The organism is Allobosea sp. 05T422_2 (assembly GCF_056396265.1).
The window spans coordinates 1-16,160 of record NZ_JBFTLD010000038.1; the positions used below are offsets into that span (position 1 = coordinate 1).

Genomic DNA, 16,160 nt, shown 5'->3' on the forward strand with positions numbered 1-16,160 from the left:
GACAAGAAGCGTGCGACCCAACTGTGCCTTTCATCCCGGAAATGTCGCCATCGAAACGCATATCGCAACAATATTTCCAATCCGCCCAAAATTCACGCTTGTGCCGACATTAGAATTCTGGCAAATTCGTCTCAATAGGACAGTGTTACTGTCCCATTTTTCACCGCGCTGACATGAGGCCGCGAGCCTGATGTCGGACGATCGCAACGGAGCGGAGCAATGACGAGGGGCCCGGCCACGACCGCCACAGCCAACCGTAAACGCGCCGCCCGTAAAACGGCGGCGTAAACAGGCGCGACAGGGCTCTGGGAAGCCCGAGGCGCCTGCGGAGGACGCGGGCGCGGGATTAAAACAGCGCAAGCCCCCCTCTGACAGACGAACCTGGCCGGACTGGCTCCATCCTTGCTGCCTTGAAGGCTAGCAGGGGCCGGTGCGGACGGCGATGTAGACTGATGCGGGTCTCTCGGCGGAAGCGCGAGGGGTATGGCAAGCGGGGTTTGACGATGAGCGGAACCAGCAAGTCGGGTGTCTTCAGCAGCAAAGCTGTGACGACCATGACGGCCACCGAGCCGGTCCTGACKGTGCGCGATCCGGCCATGCCCGAGCGCCAGGGCCTCTACGATCCGTCCTTCGAGAAGGATTCCTGCGGCGTCGGCTTCATCGCCGACATGAAGAACCGCAAGACCCATGCGATCGTCGAGCAGGGCCTGCAGATCCTGCACAATATCGACCATCGCGGCGCTGTCGGCGCCGACCCCAAGCTAGGCGATGGTTGCGGTATCCTCACCCAGATTCCGCATCGCTTCTTCCAAGAGGAATGCGCGAAGCTCGGCATCGCCCTGCCCGAGCCCGGCCACTACGCCATCGGCCAGTTCTTCATGCCGCAGGATGCCGGCGACCGCGCCGTCTGCGAGGAGATCGTCGCACAGACGGTCGAGGAGGAAGGCCTGGTCTTCCTCGGCTGGCGCGACGTACCGGTCGATAACAGCGACCTCGGCGAAGCGGTGAAGGAAACCGAGCCGACCCATCGCCAGCTTTTCGTTGGCCGTCCGGTCGAGATCACCGACGAGGATGATTTCGAGCGCAAGGTCTATGTCCTGCGCAAGTCTGTTTCGAATAAGGTCTACAAGCGCCAGGACCGCGCCACCGCGACCTATTACCCGGTCTCGATGTCGGCCCGCACCATCGTCTACAAGGGCATGGTGCTCGTCACGCAGCTCGGCTCCTATTTCAAGGACCTGACCGATCCGCGCTTCGAGAGCGCGATTGCGCTCGTCCACCAGCGCTTCGCCACCAACACGTTCCCGTCCTGGCGCCTTGCCCACCCCTACCGGATGGTGGCGCATAATGGCGAGATCAACACGCTGCGCGGCAACGTCAACTGGATGGCTGCTCGTCAGGCCTCGGTCGATTCCGAGCTGTTTGGCGCGGATATCTCGAAGCTCTGGCCGATTTCCTACGAGGGCCAGTCCGACACCGCCTGCTTCGACAACGCCCTCGAATTCCTGGTCCAGGGCGGCTATTCGCTCGCCCATGCCATGATGATGCTCGTGCCCGAGGCCTGGGCCGGCAACCCGCTMATGGATGAAGAGCGCCGCGCCTTCTACGAATATCACGCCGCCTTGATGGAGCCCTGGGACGGCCCTGCCGCCATCGCCTTCACCGACGGCAAGCAGATCGGCGCGACGCTTGACCGCAACGGCCTGCGGCCCGCGCGCTATCTCGTCACCGATGACGGTCTCGTCGTGCTCGCTTCGGAATATGGCGTGCTGCCGATCCCGGAAGAGAAGATCGTCCAGAAGTGGCGTCTCCAGCCCGGCAAGATGCTGCTCATCGATCTCGATCAAGGCCGCATCATCGGCGATGACGAGATCAAGACCTCGCTCTGCCTCGCCAATCCCTACAAGGACTGGCTGAAGCGGACCCAGATCGTGCTGGAGGAGCTGCCGCCGGTCGAGGCGCGCGCCTCGCGCACCGATGTCGCCCTGCTCGATCGTCAGCAGGCCTTCGGGTACACCCAGGAAGACACCAAGATCCTGATGGCGCCCATGGCCGTGACCGGCCAGGAGGCCGTCGGCTCGATGGGCACCGACACGCCGATCTCGGCGCTCTCCTCGAAGTCGAAGCTGCTCTACACCTATTTCAAGCAGAACTTCGCACAGGTCACGAACCCGCCGATCGACCCGATCCGCGAAGAGCTGGTGATGAGCCTGCTCTCCTTCATCGGGCCGCGGCCGAACATCCTCGACCTGGAGGGCACCTCGCGCCGCAAGCGCCTTGAAGTGCGCCAGCCGATCCTGACCAATGACGATCTCGAGAAGATCCGTTGCATCGGTCACTACGAGGACCGCTTCGACACCAAGACGATCGACATCACCTATCCCGCGCGCGAAGGCGCAGCCGGCATRGAAGGCGCTATCGCACGGCTCTGCGAACGGGCCGAGGCGGCCGTGCATGGCGGCTACAACATCATCATCCTCTCCGACCGGCAGGTGGGGCCGGACCGCATTCCGATCCCGGCTCTGCTGGCGACGGCCGCTGTCCATCACCACCTGATCCGCAAGGGCCTGCGCACCTCGGTCGGTCTCGTTGTGGAATCCGGCGAGCCGCGCGAAATTCATCACTTCGCCTGTCTTGCCGGCTTCGGCGCCGAGGCGATCAACCCCTATCTCGCCTTCGAAACGCTCGAGGCGCTCTACGAGGCCGGCGAGTTCCCGCCGGAGGTCGACCGCTACGAGGTCGTCAAGCGCTTCATCAAGTCTGTCGGCAAGGGCCTGCTCAAGGTCATGTCCAAGATGGGCATCTCGACCTATCAGTCCTATTGCGGCGCGCAGATCTTCGACGCGATCGGCCTGAAGACCGAGACGATCAACAAGTACTTTGCCGGCACCGTGTCCTCGATCGAGGGCGTCGGCCTGCCGGAGCTCGCGGAAGAAACCGTGCGCCGGCATCGCGATGCTTTCGGCGACTCGCCGGTCTATCGCGATGCGCTCGATATCGGCGGCGAATACGCCTTCCGTATCCGCGGCGAGGACCATGCCTGGACGCCGGAGAACATCTCGCTGCTCCAGCATGCCGTCCGCGGCAATGCGCAGGACAAGTACAAGGCCTATGCCGAGCTGGTGAACGACCAGAGCCAGCGTTTCTCGACGATCCGTGGGCTGTTTCAGATCAAGGATGCCGACGCGCTCGGCACCAAGCCGATCCCGCTCGATCAGGTCGAGTCGGCGGCCTCGATCGTGCGCCGTTTCTCGACCGGCGCCATGTCCTTCGGTTCGATCAGCCATGAGGCGCATTCGACGCTCGCCATCGCCATGAACACGATCGGCGGCAAGTCGAACACCGGCGAAGGCGGCGAGGAGCCAGAGCGCTTCGTCAAGCTGCCCGACGGCCGCTCGATGCGCTCGGCGATCAAGCAGGTCGCCTCCGGCCGCTTCGGCGTCACGGTCGAATACCTCGCCAATTCCGACATGATGCAGATCAAGATCTCGCAGGGCGCCAAGCCCGGCGAGGGCGGCCAGCTGCCCGGCCACAAGGTCGACGCGCGCATCGCCAAGGTCCGGCATTCGACCCCGGGCGTCGGCCTGATCTCGCCGCCGCCGCATCACGACATCTACTCGATCGAGGATCTGGCCCAGCTGATCTTCGACCTGAAGAACGTCAACCCGGCGGCCGATGTCTCGGTCAAGCTCGTCTCGGAGCTCGGCGTCGGCACGGTTGCGGCCGGCGTCGCCAAGGCACGCGCCGACCACATCACCATATCGGGCTATGAGGGCGGCACCGGCGCATCGCCGCTGACCTCGATCAAGCATGCCGGATCACCCTGGGAGATCGGCCTCGCCGAGACCCATCAGGTCCTGGTGCTGAACAAGCTGCGCGGGCGTATCGCGCTGCAAGTCGATGGCGGCCTTCGCACCGGCCGCGACATCGTCATCGGTGCCCTGCTCGGCGCCGACGAGTTCGGCTTTGCCACCGCTCCGCTGATTGCGGCCGGCTGCATCATGATGCGCAAGTGCCACCTCAACACCTGCCCGGTCGGCGTCGCGACCCAGGATCCGGTGCTGCGCAAGCGCTTCAAGGGCGCGCCCGAGCACGTCATCAACTTCTTCTTCTTCCTCGCCGAGGACGTGCGCGAGATCATGGCGAGCCTCGGCGTCGCCAGGTTCGACGATCTCGTCGGCCGCTCCGACTGGCTCGACAAGAAGCAGGCGATCGACCACTGGAAGGCAAAGGGACTCGACTTCACCCGGATTTTCCACAAGCCGGAGGTGAAGGGCGAAGTCGCCATCCGCCATGTCGAGCGCCAGAAGCACCCGATCGACACCGTGCTCGACCGGACGCTGCTCGCCGAGGCTGCATCCGCCCTCGACAAGGGCGAGGCTGTGGTCATCACGAGCCCGATCCGCAACGTCGACCGCTCGACCGGTGCGATGCTCTCGGGCGAAGTCGCCAAGCGCTACGGCTATGCCGGCCTGCCGGCGGACACGATCACGGTGAAGCTCACCGGCACGGCCGGCCAGAGCTTTGGCGCCTGGGTCGCCAATGGCGTCACACTCGATCTCACGGGCCAGGCCAATGACTATGTCGGCAAGGGTCTCTCAGGCGGCAAGCTGATCATCCGGCCGTCGCCGGATGCGCAAACCATCGCCGAGAATTCGATCATCGTCGGCAACACCGTGCTCTACGGCGCAATCTCGGGCGAATGCTACTTCCGCGGCGTCGCCGGCGAGCGCTTCGCCGTGCGCAATTCCGGCGCGATCGCCGTGGTCGAGGGCACCGGCGATCATGGCTGCGAATACATGACCGGCGGCGTCGTCGTCGTGCTCGGCCAGACCGGCCGCAACTTCGCGGCCGGCATGTCCGGCGGTGTCGCCTATGTGCTCGACGAGGACAAGAGCTTCGCCAAGCGCTGCAACCTCTCCATGGTCGATCTCGAGCCGGTCACCGAGGAGGAGGAGCTGATGCAGCGCATCCACCACCATGGCGGCGACCTCGAGTTCAAGGGCCGGATCGACGTGATGGCCAACATGTCCGGATACGACGCCGAGCGCCTGCACCAGCTCGTCGCCGATCATCACCGCTACACGGGCTCGCAGCGGGCCAAGGACATTCTCGAGAACTGGACGGAATACCTGCCCAAATTCGTCAAGGTCATGCCGGTCGAATACCGGCGTGCCCTCCTCGAAATCGAGCGGGCGCAAGCCGGCATGTCGGTCGCGGCCGAGTAACCCAATCAGGCGGATGTGAGACGATGGGCAAGGTAACCGGCTTCCTCGAGATCGACCGTCGCGACCGGAAGTACCTTCCGGCTTCGGACCGGATCAGGAACTACAAGGAATTCGTCATTCCGCTCGGCGCGGAGGCAACCCGCGACCAGGCGGCGCGCTGCATGAATTGCGGCATCCCGTATTGTCACAACGGCTGTCCGGTCAACAACCAGATCCCGGACTGGAACGACCTCGTCTACAACGACAAGTGGCGCGAGGCGCTGGACAACCTGCACTCGACCAACAACTTCCCGGAGTTCACCGGCCGCGTCTGCCCTGCCCCCTGCGAGGCGTCCTGCACGCTGAATCTCGAGGACACGCCGGTCACCATCAAATCGATCGAATGTGCGATCGTCGACAAGGGCTGGCAGGAGGGCTGGATCATCCCCCAACTGCCGCGTGCCAAGACCGGCAGGAAGATCGCCATCATCGGCTCCGGTCCGGCGGGCCTCGCTGCGGCCCAGCAGCTCGCCCGTGTCGGCCACGAGGTGCATCTCTATGAGCGCCAGGCGCGCGCCGGCGGCCTGCTGCGCTACGGCATTCCGGACTTCAAGATGGAGAAGTCCCATGTCGAGCGCCGTGTCCGCCAGATGGAGGCCGAAGGCGTCGTCTTCCACTACAATGCCAATGTCGGCGTCGATATCGACCCGGCCGAGTTGCTGGCGCGCTATGACGCCGTCGGCCTGACCGGTGGCGCCGAGAAGCCGCGTGATCTGCCGATCGAGGGTCGCGAGCTCGCTGGCATCCAGTTCGCCATGGATTTTCTGCCGCAGCAGAACCGTCGCGTCGGCGGCGAGGCAGCCAACGGCAATGGTGCCGAGATCCTGGCGACGGGCAAGCATGTCGTGGTCATCGGCGGCGGCGATACCGGGTCTGACTGCATCGGCACCTCGGTGCGCCAGGGTGCGCTCTCGGTGACTCAGATCGAGATCATGCCGCAGCCGCCGGAGAAGGAAAACAAGGCGCTGACCTGGCCGAACTGGCCGCTCAAGCTCCGAACCTCCTCCAGTCACGAGGAGGGGGCCGAGCGCGACTTCGCCATCACCACGCTGAAGTTCACCGGCGAGAATGGCCAGGTCCGCCGGCTGAACTGCGCCCGCGTCGACAATGCGCTGAAGCCGATCCCGGGCACCGAGTTCGACCTCAGGGCCGATCTCGTCCTGCTCGCCATGGGCTTCGTCTCGCCGGTCCGTGAAGGCTTGATCGAGAAGCTCGGCGTCACGCTCGACAAGCGCGGCAATGTCGAGGCGAACACGCTCGCCTACAAGACTTCGGTCGAGAAGGTGTTTGTCGCCGGCGACATGCGCCGCGGCCAGTCGCTGGTCGTCTGGGCGATCCGCGAAGGTCGCCAGATGGCCCATTCCATCGACAAGCACCTGATGGGCGAGACCATCCTGCCGCGATAGGGAGATCCCTTCTCCCGCTCGGGGAGGACATGTCGCAGCCGGCGGCGCATGAGGGGAGCAGGTGGCCCGAGTTGCCCCTTGCCCGTCTCGGCGCTGCGGGGCTCCCCTTCTCCCGAAGGGAAGCGGGATATTCGTGTCGGTTCCGGTCAGTTCCGGCGCGGCCAGCGGTAATCGTCGATGCGACCCGGCTTCGGTTCGCTCGCGACCCCCTCGCCGAACACGCGGTCGAGCTGGGTGGCGAGGTCGCCCCGTCCTCTCGCCTCCTGGATCGAGGCGAGCAGCGCCCGGTCCCCATTGGACGACACCCCTGTCAGCGGCATGATCGGACCTGCGAGCGGCTTTGCCTGCAGCAAGGGGCCAAGGCCGCCGAGGTCGGGCAATCCCTGGACCATACGGTCGATCAGGCGTTCGATGCCGCCGGCCTGCAGTTCCGGATTGCTTGGAGCCCCGGTCTCGGGCGCGACCGGAAGCGCGATCACGCCTTGTTCCGGACGCCCCTCGATCAGACGGCGGATCACCACATCGATGAAGTGAGCGGCCTTGCGTGCCCCCGCCTTGGTGAAATGAATGCCATCGGCGGTGCGCAATCGCGTCGTCTGCCCGGATACATCGGGCCCCATCGCCCTATAGCGGTTCTCGGCATCGACATAACCGCCCCAGAGATCGATGTACTGGCCGCMGGCCCGCTCGACACGCTGCCGATAGACGTCGTTGAGAATGACATAGTCGGCGGTAAGGCGTGAATTCTGGACGGGCGGGAGACCGACCCAGAGCAAGGGAATGCGTTTCGCCGCAAAAGCCCCGGCGATGCCGTCGACCCGATCCCGATAGAGTTCCAGCCAACGCTCGCTCAGCGGCTCATGAAGGGTCTCGCCTTCACGGATCGCTTGCCGATCATTGAGCCCGAGCAGCATCACGGCGACGGTGATCTTCTGGTCGCTCGCCAGCAGATCGGTGACCGCCTTGGGCCAATCGTAGAAATCGGCGCGGACAAGACCGGATTCGAGTTTCGTCTTGCGCATCACCGCGACGTCGGGACGATCATTCAAGGCCTCGACGAGCCCGCCGACCACGAGATCGCCAAGCGAATCCCCCAGCACGACGATATGGTGGCTGACATCGACCTTGGGGATGACCGGATCGTCGCGTACGACCACCGGCGACGTCCTGCGTGCCTGGGCTGGCGCCACGCGCTGGCGCTGTGGCGCGGGCTGGGGCTGCGGCTGAAGTCGGCTGAAGGGAAAAACGAACCCGCGGCCACGCTGCAGCGTGGGATCACGCGTCAGCATCGTGTCGTTCTCGGCAAAGGAGGACGGCCCGCCGGTCAGCAGCAGGAGCAGGGCAGCCCCCAGAACCATCAGAAGTGAACGCAAACGCATGGCGCTCTCGGTCCTACGCCGGCCGACGGAGTTCGCCGGCATCATACCGCGGTCGGAGGCTGGAGTCAGCGCGCCCCACGCATGCGCGCGAGAAGCGCCGGCGTCGGGTAGCCATCGGCGATCTGGCCAGCGCTCAGCTGGTATTGGCGCACCGCCTCGCGTGTGCCGGTGCCGATGCGCCCGTCGGCATCATGATCATAGAAGCCAAGCACCTTCAGCCGCCGCTGCAGATCCTTGGTTCCTGCCATGTCCAGCCGCGGCGCCGAGACCGGCCATTCAGCCTGGATTGCCGGACGCCCTGCGATCCGGTCGCCGAGATGGCCGACCGCAAGCGCATAGGCGTCAGAGGAGTTGTATTTCTTGATGRCGTCGAAATTCGCGGTCAGCAGCATGACGGGGCCGCGATAGCCGGCAGGAAAGAACAGCCGCGCCTCACCCGAGGATGGCAGCGCCCGCCCATCGGCCCGCCGCACCCCTGCCGCGTTGAAGGCAGAGAAACTTGCCTTGTTGATGCGGTGATCGAAATTCTCCGGGAGCCTCACTTCCATGCCCCAAGGCAGGCCCGGCACCCAGCCGTAGCCCTTGAGGTARTTGGCGGTCGAGGCCAGTGCGTCGCTGGTCGAAGCCCAGATATCGGCATGCCCGTCTCCGGTGAAGTCGACGGCGTATTTCATGTAGCTCGACGGCATGAACTGGGTGTGCCCCATCGCTCCCGCCCAGGAGCCGCGCAGCTCGCTGCGCTCGACATAGCCCTTTTCGATCAGCTCGAGCGCCGTCAGCAGTTCATCGCGGAAGAAGTCGCCGCGATAGCGGATATGGGCGAGCGTCGCGAGCGAGCGGATCGTGTCCTTGTCGCCCTTGAACGAACCGTAATTGGTTTCCATGCCCCAGACGCCGAGCACGACCTCCTTGGGCACGCCATAGCGGGCTTCGACCTGGGCGAGCGTATTTGCATTGTCGGCGGCAGCGTCACGCCCGCGTGCGACGCGCGTGCCACCGACAGCGTTGTTGAGATAGGTCCAGATCGGCGCCGAAAACTCCGATTGCTTCTTCGTCAGCGCGACGATCGAGGCATCCGGCGTCACCCCGCGAAAGGCCAGATCGAAGGTCTTGCGCGAGATGCCGCGCGCCTGCGCCTGCGGCCAGAGCCGCTGCAGGAAGGCATCGAAGGACGCCTGGCCCTGCCCGGCGGTCGCAGCATTCGTGCTGTGCGAGCGCGCCGAGGCGTTGATCGAGCCTGTCGTCTGAGCCAGCGCCGGGACGAGGCTGGCTGTGGCCACGGCGAGGACGAGGGACAGGCGGCGCATGGGCAAAAACCTTGCTAGGACAGGCTGGGCGTAAACGACTTCAGCAACAGCGCCCGAACAAGATTAACCATGGGTTAACGTAGCGCAATCACCGCGCGTTTCGGGTCCGCAGAACCTCTTCCCAGGCCAGGGCTTGCGTCACGATCTGCGTCAGATCGTCATGTTCGGGCTGCCACCCGAGTTCGGCGCGGATGCGGTCGGCCTTGGCAACCAGGGACGCCGGATCGCCGGCCCGGCGCGGCGAGAGCTTGACCGGGAAATCCGTCCCCGACACCTGCTTCACCACCTCGACCACCTCCTTCACCGAATAGCCACGACCATAGCCGCAGTTCAGTGTCAGGCTGGCGCCATCATCGCGCAAATGATCGAGCGCCGCCAGATGCGCCCGCGCCAGATCGGTGACGTGGATATAGTCGCGCACGCAGGTGCCATCCGGCGTCGGATAGTCCGTGCCGAAGATCTCGAGCCCGGCGCGCTGGCCGAGCGCCGCCTGGCTCGCGACCTTGATCAGATGGGTGGCGTTCGCCGCGGACTGCCCGGAACGGCCGCGCGGATCGGCCCCGGCCACGTTGAAATAGCGCAGTGCCACATAGGTCAGGCCGTGGGCACGCGCGACATCGCCGAGCATCCACTCGCTCATCAGCTTCGAGCGGCCATAGGGGTTGATCGGCGCAAGTCCGATCTCCTCGGGCACGGGGCTGACGGCCGGCTCACCATAGACTGCTGCCGTCGAGGAGAAGATCACGTGCTTGACGCCACCGCGCACCGCGCTCTCGAGCAGGGCGCGCGTCTTCACGGTGTTATTGAGATAGTAACCAAGCGGATCGGAAACCGAATCGGGCACCACGATCTTGGCTGCGAAATGCGCAATCTCGGTGATGCCATGCTCGGCGATGACGCGCTCGACCAGAGCCTGATCGCCCATATCGCCTTGTACGAATGTCGCTTCCGGGGGCACGGCCCACCAGAAGCCGGTCGAGAGATCGTCGAGCACGACGACCTTTTCGCCGCGATCGAGCAGCTCCAGCACCATATGGCTGCCGATATAGCCGGCGCCGCCCGAGACCAGAATCGTCATGTATCGTCTCCGATTGTCATCGCTCTGGCATAGGCCTTAAGCAAAAAGGATTGACGACGCATCAAGCGACGATTGGTATCAGGAACAGGCTGGCCCGCCTTTCGCCAGAATTGCGCGACAGCCTTGGCAACAGCTGGCATTGATCGGGGCACGCCGGCTTCCTACGCTTTGCCCTTCCGACGCAGGCGCACCACGCTCGGTGCGCGAAATGGGTTTTTCATGACGAAACGCATCCGCAAGGCCGTCCTTCCCGTCGCGGGCCTTGGTACCCGCTTCCTTCCCGCCACCAAGGCGGTCCCCAAGGAAATGCTGACCATCGTCGACCGTCCGGTCGTCCAGCATGTCGTCGACGAGGCCAGGGCAGCCGGCATCGAGCATTTCGTCTTCGTCACCGGCCGCAACAAGGGCGTGATCGAAGACCATTTTGATATCGCCTATGAGCTCGATGACACATTGGCCAAGCGCGGCAAGATGAAGGAACTGGAGGCGCTCAGGGCGGATCTGCCGCCGGCGGGCGCCGCGAGCTTCCTCCGTCAGCAGGCTCCGCTTGGCCTTGGCCACGCCGTCTGGTGCGCACGCGATGTCATCGGTGACGAGCCCTTCGCCTTGCTGCTGCCGGATATGCTCCATCACAGCCTCGGCAAGGGCTGCCTCGCCGAGATGATCGACGCCTTCGAGAAGCACGGCGGCAACCACATCGGCGTGGCGCCGGTGCCGGACGACCAGACCCATCAATACGGGATCGTCGGCGTCGAGGACGTGAAGGCCAAGGTCTCGAAGATCACGAAGATGGTCGAGAAGCCGGCAAAGGGAACGGCCCCCTCGAATCTGCACATCACCGGCCGCTACATCCTGCAGCCGACGATCTTCAATCTGCTGGCGAACCAGGAAACAGGCGCCGGCGGCGAAATCCAGCTCACCGATTCGATGATCGCACTATCCCGGCAGGAGCCCTTCTACGCCGTGCGCTTCGATGGGGACATCTACGACACCGGTTCGAAACTCGGCTTCCTGACCGCCAACATCGCCTATGCGCTCCAGCGCGGCGACCTTGGCCCGCAACTGCGCGCGGAAATCGAGCGGCTGCTCGAGGCGTAACCGTCGCACCGTCGTTCCCGGGCCAGGCCCGATGCGGGCCCGGGAACCCGAGGTGATGAGGGGGCCGGCGCCGCGCCGGCCATCATGCCAAGCCTGGCTTAGAACTGCAGCCGCAGGCCGACCTGCGCGACATTGGCCGTGTAATCCGAGTTCGGCGCAGTCGAGTTCAGGCGTTCGTGGGTGAAGCTCGCCCGCACGGCGAAGGTCCGCGTCAGCTTGTATTCGAGCCGGGCGCCGATCGCCGTATAATCTTCACGCAGCCCCTGCCCCTCATAGGCGGTGYGGCCGAAGGTGGTGAAGCCGGTCACAGTCAGATTGCGGCGCAAGGCATGAGCCACCTCGAGGGTGGCTCGTCGCGCCCAGGTGCCGCTGCTGCCCGAGATCGTCGTATCGCCAAGCTCGGAGGTGCCGCGCAGCGTCACCGTCGTCAAAGGGGTCGGCGTCCACAGGATCGCGGCATCGCCAACCATGCCGCGCAGGTTCCTCAGCCGGGGATCCTCATAGGCCCGGTCCTGATAGCCCACGGACACTTCGCCCGTGACCAGCCGGCTGATTTCGAAAGTGGAGCCGACACTGACGGTGTACCCGTTCGAAGAGCGCTCAAACCCATTGGAATCCACCCGCTGGTCATACTGGCGCGTGTCAATATCGCCCTGGATGAAAGGCCTGAGGCCCGGCGTCAGCTCATAGCCGGCTCGTAGCCGCAAGCCATAGTCCGTCTGGTTGCGGTCGGCCTGGCTCAGGGTTGCGCCGCTGATCAGCTTCGCGTTCTCGAAGTCCTGGCGGTCGACTGAACCCCGTAGCGTCAGCTGCAGACGGTTGATGTCATGCGTGACACCGGCCGAGCCGCCATAGAAATAGGTCAGCGGCCGGCCGACGACCGGCGCATTGAGGTCCGGCGAACCGGGACGCTGCGTATCGAGCCTGAGGCGGCTTTCCAGCAGGATGCGGGTATCGCGGGTGGCATCGAGCCGAAGATCAAGCGCCCCCTCGCCATCCGGGCGCGAGGCTTCGCCATCGCGAAAATACTCGGAATAGGCGCCGCGCAGCCTGCCCCTCAACTGATGCACGTTCCAGTCCGACTGGATGCCAAGCTCGCCCTCGTAACGAGCGAAGCCTGAGCCCTTGTTCGGGCCGGAGACGCGCTGCGGATTGCTGTCATAGCCAACGGAATTCGTCGTCGCCGGGGTCAGAATGACATTGCCAAGCCTGAGCCCCAGCGGCGCGTAGGGGTCTTCCTCGACGATCGAACGCCGCCGCAGCGGCGGCGGCGCCGCCGGGCCTGGTTGCGGCAATGTCGAAACGGCCGGTTGGGGCGCGCGGAACTGGCGCTGCGTGACGCCGCGAAGGCCGGGCGCCAGGACCTGGCGGCTGGCGCGCGGCGGCGCGCGGTTGGAAATCGTCGAAGGCTGGTTCTGGATCAAGGCAGCCGGATCGCGCACCGCCTCGGGAATCGGCGAGGTCGCGTTCTGCTGTGCCTGATCCGGCGTCGCCTGGGCCTGGGCGACATAGGCGGGTACGGTGCTGCGCAGGCTCGGGGCCCGCGCCTGCTGCGCCCATGCCGTATCGATCGCTGGCCATGCCGCCGCAAGGCCTGCTGCTGCAGCGCCTGTCAAAAGCACGGTCGTGACGCGACGGGACACGAGGAGAGCGAACTCCGGAACAAGCCAAGGCGCGCCCGGATGGCGCGCATGGTTAACGGAGTTAGAACGAAGAGGGTTAACGTGCCGTCAATGCACCCTGCTGCGAGGCTTGGCAGCCCTGCTGCGAGGCTTGGCAGTCCTGCTGCAAGGCTTGACGGTGGAAGTCCCCGCCCGGACTGTGCTAGACGCCCCAGCCATGACAGCCGATATCCGCGCCTCGGCGCTCCGCACCATCGCGACCGAGCGCACCGGGCTCGATACGCTTCACACCGCGCTCGCCAACGGCCTGGGCGAACCCTTTGCAGCCGCTGTGGAGTTGATCCGCGCTGCCGCCGGCCGTGTCGTCGTCACCGGCATGGGCAAATCGGGCCATGTCGGGCGTAAGCTCGCAGCGACCTTGGCTTCGACYGGGACCCCTGCCCTCTTCGTGCATCCGGCCGAAGCGAGCCATGGCGATCTCGGCATGGTCCAGCCGGAGGATGTCGTCATCGCCCTCTCCTGGTCCGGAGAGGCGGCGGAGCTGTCCGCCATCGTCGCCTATACCCGCCGTTTCCGCGTCGGCCTGATCGCGCTGACCGCCAATGCCGAGAGCGCGCTTGGCCGCGAGGCCGACATTGCCCTCGTGATCCCGAAGGCGGAAGAGGCCTGCCCGAACGGGCTCGCCCCCACGACCTCGACGACCATGCAGATCGCGCTCGGCGACGCGCTCGCGATTGCGCTGCTCGAGGCCCGTGGCTTTTCGCGCCAGGATTTCTTCGTCTACCACCCMGGCGGCAAGCTCGGCGCGCAGCTCAAGACGGTCGAGAGCATCATGCATCGTGGCGAGGGCCTGCCCCGCGTCGGCCTCGACACTGCGCTGCCGGATGTGATCGCGATGATCTCGGCCAAGGGTTTTGGCTGCGCAATTGTCACCGATCTCGACGGGCGCCTCGCCGGCATCGTCACCGATGGCGACCTGCGCCGCAAGCTCGGCTCCGGCGGGCCGAGCGCTTTGCGCGCCCGCGATGTGATGACCCCATCCCCGCGCCGCATCGCCCCCGATGCGCTGGCCGTCGAGGCACTCGAGATGGTCAACCGGTTGCGCATCACGGCATTGGTCGTCGCGGACGCTGAGGAACGTCCGGTCGGCCTCGTGCATGTGCATGACCTGCTGACGCTCGGCGTCGCCTGAACCGTCAGGCCAATCGCTCGCGCAATGCCTTCGCCGCGTGCCGGGTGAAGGCCCGGACCCGGGCGGCATGACGCAGATCGGGATGGGTCAAAACCCAGATCTCGGATGCAAGCTCAGGAACCGGCTCGCTCAGGCGAGCCAGTCCGAGCGATGGCTCGTCGCCGAGATAGCTCGGCAAAAGCGCATGAGCCCCTGATCGCGCCGCAACGGCCGCCGCGAAGAATGAATCCACGCTTGCACCGACACGCTCCGTCGGAACGTGATCACGCAGCCAGCGCGCCGCCGGGGCATGCATCAGGGCCGGCGCAAGGCCGATCCATCGCCGAGTCGCCAGAAGCTGGGTCATGTCTCGCACACCTCCGTCGTCATTCGCCGAATAGGCTGCAAAGCCGAAGCGCGCGGCCCGCTGCCCGACCAGGGCTTCCGGCGGAGCATGCGTCGGCCTGATGGCAACATCGGCCTCGTTGCGCGCCATATCGGCCATCGCATTGGAGAATTGCAGCTCAACCGACATCTGCGGATGCGCGTCCGCKAAGCTGAGCACGATCGGCGCGACGATATAGGCCAGCGTATCGACCGTCGTGACCTTCAGCGTGCCGCGGAGGCGGTTGTCCCGGCCCGCGACCGCCCGGTTCAGTTCATCCAGCCGCTGCTCGATATCGCCCGCGCGCTGGATGATCTCCTCCGCGAGCACCGTCGGGACATAGCCGTCCACCCCGCGTTCGAAGAGCGGATTGCCAAGCCGACGCTCCAGCGCCTCGAGCCTGCGATAGGCCGTCGCCGGATGGGTCTGGAGTGCGTCACATGACACGGCTGCTCTTCATCCAGGCTTCCCCGCGCAAGGCGGATTCGGCCTCGTCTTCCAGCGCGCAGCACTTCCTTGCCGCCCTCCAGGCAAGGCTGCCCACACTCTCGGTCGAGACGCTCGACCTCTGGGCCGCGGAGCTGCCGCAATTCGACGGCGCCATGCTGGCGGCGAAATATGCCCGCCTCGCCAGGCGCGATCTCAACGCCCCGGAACAGGCGGCCTGGCGGGTCATCGAGGGAATGATCGCCCGTCTCGCCGGAGCCGATCTCGTGCTGATCGCGACGCCGATGTGGAATTTCGGTATCCCCTACAAGCTCAAGCACTGGATCGACCTCGTCACCCAGCCGGGGCTGAGCTTCTCCTTCGATCCTGCGACGGGATACACGCCGCTGCTGAGGTCGCGCCCGACGCTCGCCATCCTCGCAAGCGCTGGCGACTATAGCGAAGGGCCGAGCCGGGGTCGGCCCGATCTTGCGACGCCCTATCTCAAGGCAGCACTCGGCTTCATTGGCCTCAGCGACGCCATCGTGGTCTGCCAGGGGCCCACGATCGGTCCGGATCAGGAGGTCGCTGAAGGCCGCACGCATGTGCATGCCCGTCTTGAAGAGATCGCCGCCAGCTTTGCAGTCACGGTGGGAATTGGCACGGAACGGCTCAGGAGCGCGTCATGACAACGGGCTGGGCCTGGATCGCCCTCGTCGTCTCCGGCATCGTCGATGTCGCCTGGGCGCTCAGCATGAAGAAGGCCAACGGCTTTCGCGACCTGCACTGGGCGCTTGTCTCGGTGCTGCTTCTGGTCGTCTTCGTCGTGCTTCTGATCAAGGCGCTGGACGTGCTGCCGCTCGGCACGGCCTATGCGGTCTGGACAGGCATCGGCGCGCTCGGCTCGGTGCTCGTCGGCATCCTCGTCTTCGGCGAGCCGGCCACGATCGCCCGTCTCTTCTGGATCGCGCTGGTGCTCGTCGGCATCGTCGGGCTGAAGACGACGGCGTGAGCGGGTTAC

At 65.4% G+C, this 16,160-nt stretch carries 11 protein-coding genes; 6 read left to right on the forward strand and 5 right to left on the reverse strand.

All coding sequences use genetic code 11. From position 1 onward, the window contains the following. Positions 1–554 precede the first annotated feature (554 nt). Complete coding sequence (gene gltB / locus AC1DJT_RS09655; protein WP_476833983.1) at positions 555–5,228, forward strand: glutamate synthase large subunit; 4,674 nt, start codon at positions 555–557, stop codon at positions 5,226–5,228. A gap of 23 nt (positions 5,229–5,251) precedes the next feature. Next, positions 5,252–6,673, forward strand: coding sequence for a glutamate synthase subunit beta (locus AC1DJT_RS09660; RefSeq protein ID WP_069879097.1), 1,422 nt, complete (start codon positions 5,252–5,254; stop codon positions 6,671–6,673). 146 nt (positions 6,674–6,819) lie between these two features. Here the strand turns inward: AC1DJT_RS09660 and AC1DJT_RS09665 are convergent, their stop codons facing one another. The 3 genes from AC1DJT_RS09665 to galE all read right to left on the reverse strand — a co-directional run bounded on the left by AC1DJT_RS09665 (position 6,820) and on the right by galE (position 10,437). Beyond that, on the reverse strand, positions 6,820–8,052 hold the full coding sequence (locus AC1DJT_RS09665; RefSeq protein ID WP_476833964.1) for an SGNH/GDSL hydrolase family protein: 1,233 nt from the start codon (positions 8,050–8,052) through the stop codon (positions 6,820–6,822). 65 nt (positions 8,053–8,117) lie between these two features. Continuing rightward, entirely contained in the window at positions 8,118–9,359 is a 1,242-nt protein-coding gene (locus tag AC1DJT_RS09670; RefSeq protein ID WP_476833965.1) for a lytic murein transglycosylase, read from the reverse strand. A gap of 88 nt (positions 9,360–9,447) precedes the next feature. Further along, positions 9,448–10,437, reverse strand: coding sequence for a UDP-glucose 4-epimerase GalE (gene galE, locus AC1DJT_RS09675; protein WP_441487908.1), 990 nt, complete (start codon positions 10,435–10,437; stop codon positions 9,448–9,450). A 219-nt stretch (positions 10,438–10,656) separates the two neighbouring features. Between galE and galU the strand changes: the two genes are divergently transcribed. Then, entirely contained in the window at positions 10,657–11,535 is an 879-nt protein-coding gene (galU, locus tag AC1DJT_RS09680) for a UTP--glucose-1-phosphate uridylyltransferase GalU (RefSeq protein ID WP_441504334.1), read from the forward strand. 98 nt (positions 11,536–11,633) lie between these two features. Here the strand turns inward: galU and AC1DJT_RS09685 are convergent, their stop codons facing one another. Beyond that, entirely contained in the window at positions 11,634–13,178 is a 1,545-nt protein-coding gene (locus tag AC1DJT_RS09685; protein WP_476833966.1) for an outer membrane beta-barrel protein, read from the reverse strand. Positions 13,179–13,374: 196 nt separating this feature from the next. Between AC1DJT_RS09685 and AC1DJT_RS09690 the strand changes: the two genes are divergently transcribed. Then, the gene (locus tag AC1DJT_RS09690) at positions 13,375–14,349 is read left to right on the forward strand and encodes a KpsF/GutQ family sugar-phosphate isomerase (RefSeq protein WP_113511054.1); all 975 of its coding nucleotides are present in this window, start codon (positions 13,375–13,377) and stop codon (positions 14,347–14,349) included. 4 nt (positions 14,350–14,353) lie between these two features. Here AC1DJT_RS09690 and AC1DJT_RS09695 read toward each other — a convergent pair whose 3' ends face one another. Further along, complete coding sequence (locus tag AC1DJT_RS09695; protein ID WP_476833967.1) at positions 14,354–15,160, reverse strand: LysR family transcriptional regulator; 807 nt, start codon at positions 15,158–15,160, stop codon at positions 14,354–14,356. On the opposite strand from AC1DJT_RS09695, the gene AC1DJT_RS09700 reads away from it, so the two are divergent. Continuing rightward, on the forward strand, positions 15,154–15,828 hold the full coding sequence (locus tag AC1DJT_RS09700; RefSeq protein WP_441504331.1) for an FMN-dependent NADH-azoreductase: 675 nt from the start codon (positions 15,154–15,156) through the stop codon (positions 15,826–15,828). The genes AC1DJT_RS09695 and AC1DJT_RS09700 overlap by 7 nt on opposite strands. Continuing rightward, complete coding sequence (locus tag AC1DJT_RS09705) at positions 15,825–16,151, forward strand: DMT family transporter (protein WP_441504330.1); 327 nt, start codon at positions 15,825–15,827, stop codon at positions 16,149–16,151. The genes AC1DJT_RS09700 and AC1DJT_RS09705 overlap by 4 nt, the downstream gene beginning before the upstream one ends. Positions 16,152–16,160 lie beyond the last annotated feature (9 nt).